At 40.2% G+C, this 5,893-nt stretch carries 8 protein-coding genes; all 8 read left to right on the top strand.

The genetic code is table 11. The annotated features are described in order from the left end of the window. Positions 1–96: stage VI sporulation protein F (locus LD39_RS23875; RefSeq protein WP_035544005.1), on the top strand; the 96-nt coding region annotated here is incomplete at its 5' end. A 382-nt stretch (positions 97–478) separates the two neighbouring features. Further along, entirely contained in the window at positions 479–676 is a 198-nt protein-coding gene (locus LD39_RS06080; RefSeq protein ID WP_035544003.1) for a DUF2768 domain-containing protein, read from the top strand. 18 nt (positions 677–694) lie between these two features. Then, positions 695–1,420, top strand: a complete 726-nt coding sequence (locus LD39_RS06075) for a hypothetical protein (protein ID WP_035544001.1) — start codon at positions 695–697, stop codon at positions 1,418–1,420. Positions 1,421–1,660: 240 nt separating this feature from the next. Beyond that, positions 1,661–3,139: a stage IV sporulation protein A gene (gene spoIVA / locus LD39_RS06070; RefSeq protein WP_035544000.1), complete on the top strand. Its 1,479-nt coding sequence runs from the start codon at positions 1,661–1,663 to the stop codon at positions 3,137–3,139. Positions 3,140–3,499: 360 nt separating this feature from the next. Further along, positions 3,500–3,772 carry an HU family DNA-binding protein gene (locus LD39_RS06065; protein ID WP_014643523.1) on the top strand — a complete coding sequence of 91 codons (273 nt, stop codon included), beginning with the start codon at positions 3,500–3,502 and terminating at the stop codon, positions 3,770–3,772. Positions 3,773–3,909: 137 nt separating this feature from the next. Beyond that, positions 3,910–4,137 (top strand): trp RNA-binding attenuation protein MtrB, encoded by a 228-nt coding sequence (gene mtrB / locus LD39_RS06060; protein ID WP_035543997.1) that lies wholly within the window; start codon positions 3,910–3,912, stop codon positions 4,135–4,137. 88 nt (positions 4,138–4,225) lie between these two features. Further along, positions 4,226–5,029 carry a heptaprenyl diphosphate synthase component 1 gene (locus tag LD39_RS06055; protein WP_035543995.1) on the top strand — a complete coding sequence of 268 codons (804 nt, stop codon included), beginning with the start codon at positions 4,226–4,228 and terminating at the stop codon, positions 5,027–5,029. A gap of 2 nt (positions 5,030–5,031) precedes the next feature. Beyond that, complete coding sequence (gene menG, locus LD39_RS06050) at positions 5,032–5,739, top strand: demethylmenaquinone methyltransferase (RefSeq protein ID WP_035543992.1); 708 nt, start codon at positions 5,032–5,034, stop codon at positions 5,737–5,739. The last annotated feature ends 154 nt before the right edge of the window (positions 5,740–5,893 follow it).

The following is a 5,893-nucleotide window of genomic DNA, read 5'->3' as shown; positions in this document are numbered from 1 at the left end:
GTATCCAAGAAAAAAGAAGACAAAATTGTCGAAGCAATTACGAAACAAAATATGCCTTTGGATATGAACACTTTAGGGAAGTTTTTAAAAGGTTGAACGGAAAGTGGGCGCCTGAGGAGGCAGTCCTTCAATAAAATGCATACAATAACTCGCAGCAATGATTATACATGAGCTGAACGGGAATTATTTAGTCAACCGGGGCATACCTTTATGCTCCGGTTTTTGTGTCTAATATTATCTTAAGCTATGAAGCTTAATTCTATTAAATTTTTGGTCTTAGGCTTTCAGTGGGTTGAATGAGGCACTTACACTTTTAGTTATCTTTAGCTCAGAGCTAATAAAGAAAACATCTCAATCTGCAAAGGAATCCCGTTTCGTCCCTCATCTTCTGCTGCCATGCCTTGTTCAGGCACTTACGCTACTACTAATACCTGTGATATAATACCAGAAGTAAAATGTACATAAAGGGGGAACACCTATGTCTGAATCAATGCTCAAAATGTACATTTCTTTCGCAGGAATTATTTTTCTTTTTCTTGCGATGGGACTGATCTATTTAAGCAGACATAAACTTTCCGGCCTATTATCGGGAATCGTCGCATTCTTTGCCTATGCGTTCATGATTCTGGGCGGAATCATTATTTTTTATATTGTCTTCAGTGGACCGACAGCATAAGGAAAAGGGGGGACCAATATGAAATGGCTGAAATTACTGATCCTGTCTCTACTTATGATTGTACTGTCGGGTTGTCTATATCCAAGTAGTCAGCTTAAGAAAAATCAAGTACCTAATCAAGTGCAATTAGATTCGGTTCAGAATGCTGTTGAGCAATTCCAAAAGGATTCTGGTGGACTTTTGCCAATAAAAACAAAACCGCAAGAAACACCTATCTTTCAGAAATATCAGCTTGACTTTAGTAAATTGAAGGAACGGGGTTTAATCGGTGAACTGCCCGGGACATCATTTGAAAATGGTGGTCATTACCAATACGTGATTATCCATCCTGAAACTAATCCTACAGTCAAAGTGCTGGATTTAAGGACAACAGAAGAATTACGCTCTTTACAATTAAAAGTGAAATTTTATCAGGACAGCAACCGTTACCCTCCACTGGGAGACCAGATTGCCCGCGGTGTGTACGCGTTGGACTACGAGAAAATTGGTTTGGAAGAAGAACCGATGATTGACAGTCCTTATTCTCAGCAAATGCTTCCTGTCTACTTGAACGAAAAGGGAGAAGTGTTAATCGATTATAGAAAAGATTTGTATGATTATTTGCAGAACAAAGAACATTCCTATGAAAGCGGAGATGACATCCGCTATTTACTGACAGATCATGCTCCGTTTGTGCCTGGCTATTCTGAAGCCTATACAGTAAAAGATGGTGAACCAATTTTCATGAGCGAATACAATTCATAAGTAAGGCCGCTTTCCTTTTGGGGGAAGCGGTTTTTCTATTGGAAGTACAAAAGTGGGAAGATTTGAATGAGTTTGATTATAGATTCATAAAATACCAGTGTAACCTTTCCCGTAACCTGATCATTACCGCTGTTTTCTATTTACTTCTAGAATTTCTTGCATATTTCTCTAGGACAACATCATAGAATTAGATTGTCTAGGCTTGTATGTTGGTGAAATTTTTATTTGGGAGGGGATCCTTTGGAAAAGGTAGATATCTTTAGTGATATTTCCAAACGGACGAATGGGGATATTTATTTAGGTGTCGTTGGAGCCGTTCGTACCGGCAAATCCACATTTATAAAAAAATTCATGGAACTTGTGGTTCTGCCGAATATGGAAGAGGAATCTGAACGAGAACGAGCGATGGATGAGCTTCCTCAAAGTGCTGCCGGTAAAACGATTATGACGACCGAACCGAAGTTTGTTCCGAATCAGGCTGCTACGATCAATATTGACGACCATTTAGATATTCGAGTAAGGATGGTTGACTGTGTAGGATATGCCGTTAAGGGAGCGATCGGTTACGAGGATGAACATGGACCGCGTATGATTCACACACCGTGGTATGAAGAGGCAATACCTTTTCATGAAGCGGCTGAAATCGGGACACAAAAAGTCATTCAAGAACATTCAACGATAGGGATTGTCGTGACGACGGATGGTACAATTGGCGATATTGCTCGTGAAGACTATGTAGAGGCAGAGGAGAAGGTTGTCGAAGAATTGAGGGAAGTCGGTAAGCCTTTCATCATGATCGTCAACTCAGCACAACCTCATGCAGAACGAACTGAGCGTTTACGCAATCAATTAGCAGAGAAATATGATATCCCAGTGCTTGCTCTGTCGGTAGAAAGCATGCGCGAACAAGACGTGCAAAGCGTCCTAAGAGAAGCGTTATTTGAATTCCCTGTGCTTGAAGTCAATGTGAATTTGCCTAGTTGGGTGATGGTGCTTGATTCAAGACATTGGCTCCGAGACAGTTTTCAAAATGCTATTGAAGAAACGGTTAAAGATATTAAACGGCTTCGTGATGTAGATACAGTAGTAGGCAATTTCGATAACTACGAATATATCACAGGAGCTCATATTTCCGGAATGGATCTTGGGGAAGGTGTTGCCGAGATTGACTTGCAAGCCCCTGAATATCTATATGACCATGTCCTGAAGGAAATCGTAGGGGAAGAAATTCGTGGGAAAGATCATCTTCTTGAAATTATGCAAGACTTCTCCCATGCAAAACGGGAATACGATCAAGTAGCTGATGCGCTCCAAATGGTGAAACAAACGGGTTATGGTATCGCAGCACCTACGCTTGAAGATATGAGGCTGGATGAACCTGAAATCATTAGACAAGGTTCGAGATTTGGAGTTCGTTTGAAAGCAGTTGCCCCATCCATTCATATGGTGAAAGTAGATGTCCAATCCGAGTTTTCACCAATTATTGGTACAGAGAAACAGAGCGAAGAACTTGTAAGATATTTGATGCAGGACTTTGAGGAGGATCCATTATCCATTTGGAACTCCGATATATTTGGTCGTTCGCTAAGTTCCATCGTTCGTGAAGGCATCCAAGCTAAGCTGGCACTAATGCCTGAAAATGCGAGGTATAAATTACAGGAAACACTAGAGCGCATTATTAACGAAGGCTCTGGTGGTATGATCGCAATCATACTATAACGGCTCCGAGTGGGCCGTTTTTAATTTTTTTTCGAAAAAAATTAATTAAAATAAAGGGTTTCACCTCCTCCATGTCGTAATATCCGATAACAGGATAAAAAAACTGGTAAAATCCTGTCATGACAAGGGTTGCAGCTTCTTGCACACTAGATTATATTGTGGTAAGCTACTCTTGAACTGAAGCGGAATTCACCTTGAAAATCGCTTTGTTACGCGATTGTTAAAGGATTGTCTATTGAATTTCGTTAGAAACTCGTTTAATATAAGGCGTGTCATCAATTGATGACTGCTAAATAAACATTTGAAGTGGACTTCGGTGCACTTGAATGAGATTAACCCTCTCGGGAGGAGGTGAATGTCATGAACAAAACAGATCTAATCAACGCAGTATCTGAAAAAACTGATCTTTCTAAGAAAGACGCTACACAAGCTGTAGATTCTGTATTCGAATCTATCATGGATTCACTTAAAGATGGTGAGAAAGTCCAACTTATCGGGTTCGGAAACTTTGAAGTTCGTGAGCGTGCGGCACGTAAAGGCCGTAACCCACAAACTGGTGAAGAGATCGAAATCTCTGCAAGCAAAGTTCCAGCTTTCAAACCAGGTAAAGCCCTTAAAGATGCGGTTAAATAATAAGCTACATAGGGCTAAAAAGGGTGCAGATTGCACCCTTTTTTCTTATTTTTGGGTATAACTATAAACGAATCGAATTTTTGACATCAACTTACTTGTAAGAGATAGTAGAAGTAGAGGAAGGTGACTTGAATATTATGACTACATCAATAAACGATTTCTTTGTTATTAAGGCCTTAGAAGACGGCGTGAATGTCATTGGATTGACAAGAGGAACGGATACGAGGTTCCATCACTCTGAGAAATTGGATCGTGGAGAGGTAATGATCGCCCAGTTCACAGAACATACATCAGCTGTGAAGGTTCGTGGAAAAGCAGTGATCCAAACCAGTCATGGAGAAATGACAAACGAAGCAGAGGAATAAGCTCTGCTTGTCGAGTTTACATAGTAAGCGCGAAATGGCGAATTATGCTATAATGAGTGTGGTTTATTAGCGTTCACGAAGGGATCGGGTGATCGAGTTGAATTCATCAGATAACGATATCAAACTACTTAAAGAAAAAATTGCATCAAAAGTTCTCCATCCTTTTTTGGCACGATTTATACCTGAACCGACCATTGATGAAGACAAGCTGGTCATCTTAGCGTCAATTATGGATCATACGAACCTTTCATCTGTTAAGAAAGAGCAATATATCATTACGACAATGCTCGTACAAATTGCTTTAGACACCCATGATCTCGTTTCCTTGACAGAAGCAGACGACGATCAAGATACTATCCGGCAGCGGCAGCTGACTGTCTTAGCTGGCGATTATTACAGCGGTTTGTATTATTATCTGTTATCTCAACTTGATGATATACCAATGATCCACACACTTGCAGGCGCAATTAAAGAAATCAATGAATTAAAGATGGAACTGTACTATAAAGATGTGGAATCGTTTCAGGAATTTTTAAATGGTTTGAAAAAAATTGAATCCTTATTGATCCAAAGAGTTGCGTCATACGTACAAAAGACGACTATCAACGACATGGCAGGCGAATGGTTACTTGCTAAAAAATTGCTTGAAGAAAAAAATAGTTACCAGGAAGGAAAGTTTTCACTGCTTATCGATGTGTTGATGAACCGGTCAGGGATTCTTGGAAACAGTGGACAAGTCATGGTGAGTATTGAGCAGATGTTACAAAGTCATGTACACCGTTTAGAGGTGACCGTCTCTCAATTACCGATTCATTTCAATTGGCTTAAATCCTATGTCCATTCAGCCATACACCATCAATTCAATCAGAGAAAGATAGCGGAAGAAGGGTAAGAATGGAACAACAAACTAAAGAAGAACGTGTTCACCACGTATTTGAAAAAATATACAACCGTTATGATCAAATGAATTCGATTATTTCTTTTCAACAGCATCGCCTGTGGCGTAAGGATGTTATGAGACGTATGCAAGTATCTAAAGGGGATGAAGCTTTAGATGTTTGTTGCGGCACAGGAGACTGGACTATGACCCTTGCAGAGGCCGTAGGACCAAAAGGAAAAGTAATCGGACTGGATTTTAGTGTTAACATGCTGTCTGTCGGTATTAAAAAGAAAATGGCTTCACACATAAAACAGGTCGAGTTCGAACATGGCAACGCAATGCAGCTTCCATTTGAAGATAATCGGTTTGATTATGTCACGATCGGATTCGGACTTAGAAACGTTCCGGACTACTTACAGGTGTTGAAGGAAATGCATAGAGTTGTAAAACCTGGAGGCAAAGTAGTCTGCCTTGAAACATCGCAGCCAACAAACCCTCTATTCAAAGCAGTTTACTATTTCTATTTCAGCAACATCATGCCAATATTCGGGAAGGTATTCGCAAAAAGTTATCAAGAATACAGCTGGTTGCAAGAATCAGCCAAAGACTTTCCTGGTAAGAACGAGTTGAAGGAAATGTTTGAAGAAGTAGGGTTACGTGAAGTTCAAGTGAAATCCTATACGGGTGGCGTTGCGGCCATGCATATGGGTGAAAAGCAATAGTTAGGGATGAAAGCCATGAAATTAGCTATGATTTATTCTTTTTTAAAACAAGACCTCACAACAATTGAGAATGCTGTCAACGAGACGATTCAGTCAGATAACCCTGTGTTGAGAGAGGCTTCAAGTCAATTGTTGCAGGCGGGCGGAAAAAGAA

Origin of the sequence: Halobacillus sp. BBL2006, from assembly GCF_000786645.1 — a bacterium.
GTDB lineage: Bacteria > Bacillota > Bacilli > Bacillales > Halobacillaceae > Halobacillus.
The sequence above is the reverse complement of the archived record's forward strand: the minus strand, read 5'-3'. Positions and strand labels throughout refer to the sequence as shown.

What these genes read in the sequence shown, in the direction of transcription:
- LD39_RS06080 (WP_035544003.1), top strand. Translation starts at nt 479, where the DNA reads ATGTCTGAATCAATGCTCAAAATGTACATTTCTTTCGCAGGAATTATT.
- LD39_RS06075 (WP_035544001.1), top strand. Translation starts at nt 695, where the DNA reads ATGAAATGGCTGAAATTACTGATCCTGTCTCTACTTATGATTGTACTG.
- LD39_RS06065 (WP_014643523.1), top strand. Translation starts at nt 3,500, where the DNA reads ATGAACAAAACAGATCTAATCAACGCAGTATCTGAAAAAACTGATCTT.
- mtrB (WP_035543997.1), top strand. Translation starts at nt 3,910, where the DNA reads ATGACTACATCAATAAACGATTTCTTTGTTATTAAGGCCTTAGAAGAC.
- menG (WP_035543992.1), top strand. Translation starts at nt 5,032, where the DNA reads ATGGAACAACAAACTAAAGAAGAACGTGTTCACCACGTATTTGAAAAA.